The 1,709-nt window shown below is 38.4% G+C and carries 2 protein-coding genes; both read left to right on the top strand.

Features of this window, described 5'->3' with window-relative positions:
* Positions 1–284, top strand: a 284-nt coding sequence (locus PX481_RS29360; protein WP_288097503.1) for a DUF4164 family protein, incomplete at its 5' end; no start/stop codon positions are given.
* A gap of 109 nt (positions 285–393) precedes the next feature.
* Positions 394–972 carry an esterase/lipase family protein gene (locus PX481_RS29355; protein ID WP_002760290.1) on the top strand — a complete coding sequence of 193 codons (579 nt, stop codon included), beginning with the start codon at positions 394–396 and terminating at the stop codon, positions 970–972.
* The last annotated feature ends 737 nt before the right edge of the window (positions 973–1,709 follow it).

Here is a 1,709-nt window from a genome sequence, read left to right as displayed (position 1 = left end):
TCGACTCTCTGGAAAAACGTATTGATGAGAAAATCGACTCTCTGGAAAACCGTATTGATGAGAGATTTGACAAGGTAGAAGACCGGTTAACTAAAGTAGAAATAGGACAGGCCGAACTGAAGGGAGAAATCAAAGCTTTGGATGAACGACTAAGCACAAAAATCGAGGGATTAACTGCAAGGGTTGCCTATCAGGAATTCACCAATCGAGGGATTCTGATAGCATTGGTAGTCGCTATTTTAGGAGGTGCCGCTAAACTTTTTGGTTTTTTCCCTAATCCTTAGAAATTGCCGGTAGCCGTACCTAGTAGATAGGCTCTTCCCCAAAAAATTTCGCTCATTACCCCGATCATACGTTAGAATAGATTCAGAATTTAAGGATAAAATCTCATCTATGAATCCCGTTGTTTTGGTGCATGGTTTTCTGGACACTACTGCTGTTTTTAAACCGATGAGCGAGTATTTAAACTATCATGGTTGGCAGGTGCATAGTTTTAATCTAATTCCCAATCATGGTTACAAAAAGTTAGAAGTTTTAGCTGGTCAAGTGGAGAATTATATCGAGAAAAACTTTGCTAAAGAGCAGAAAGTAGATCTGATTGGGTTTAGTATGGGAGGATTAATTACCCGCTACTACCTGCAAAGATTGGGAGGAGTGGCAAGAGTGCAACGTTACCTAAATATTTCTGCACCGAATCGAGGCACGTTAACCGCGTATAGTTTACCCTTAGATGGGATTAGACAAATGCAGCCGGGGAGTCAATTTTTAGAGGATTTAAATCAAGATTGTCAACAAATTTTAAATAAAATTAAAACCACAATTATCTGGACTCCCTACGATTTAATGATATTTCCTGCCCATAGTTCCCGTTTATCGGTAGGCAAAGAAATTTCCATTCCTGTATTGCTCCATGCTTGGATGGTCAAAGATAGCAAAGTTTTAACAACAATTAAAGAGACTTTATTAGAATAGAAATACTGGTTCTCTCCAATACCAGAACAAGGTCAAAATATCACCAACAAAAAAGTTAATTAGGGTTTGCTGAATAAATCTAAAAACCTTGTTGGATAAGGCTTTTAGACTTTTTTTCCCTGAAAAAGTGCCTACCATTGGAGTGATTGGGGGGAAAATTTAGGGATTTTTTCCCTGAAAATTAGGTAATTGACCACCTGAAAATGGGTAAAACCCCACACCCCACACCCCACACCCCACACCCTGCCCCCACGAAAAACTTTTTCAGCAGCCCCTATTTATTCAGGACATTACCATGAAAAAACTGCATAAATTACTGATGACCACCACCGCCATAGTTTCTACATTTGGGTGGAATATTCACAGCACTCCTGTTGCAGCCAAGCAAAATTATATAGGAAGATGGTACAATGTGGGACTTAGTAATGAATACATTTCTAAATATAGGGTCTTTCAAAAAGATGGTAAAGTTCATGATTACCAAGAGCTGAAAACTGGTTTGGTTGGGGCATCCTATAAATGGGATTATCAAGTCCTTTCCAATAGTTCAATTAGAGTTTTTAGTCTATTAAAAGAGACTTGTGTGCTAACTGAGATGGTTCTTCGTTACTTGGTATGGTTCGATAGGGGGGCATAAATCGACTAAATCCTTATCTGGCAAGAGACTTAATTGATTAGTTCGCTCTAGAGCAAAAACAATTGACAAAAATCGCTAAATGCTTTTCTATATAAGGGTT

The sequence above is a fragment of the Microcystis sp. M53603_WE2 genome (assembly GCF_030065435.1).
This window is presented reverse-complemented; position numbering and strand designations above follow the sequence as displayed.

Bases quoted from the DNA above. Each gene is read 5' to 3' on its own strand.
- PX481_RS29355 (WP_002760290.1), top strand. From the start codon at position 394: ATGAATCCCGTTGTTTTGGTGCATGGTTTTCTGGACACTACTGCTGTT.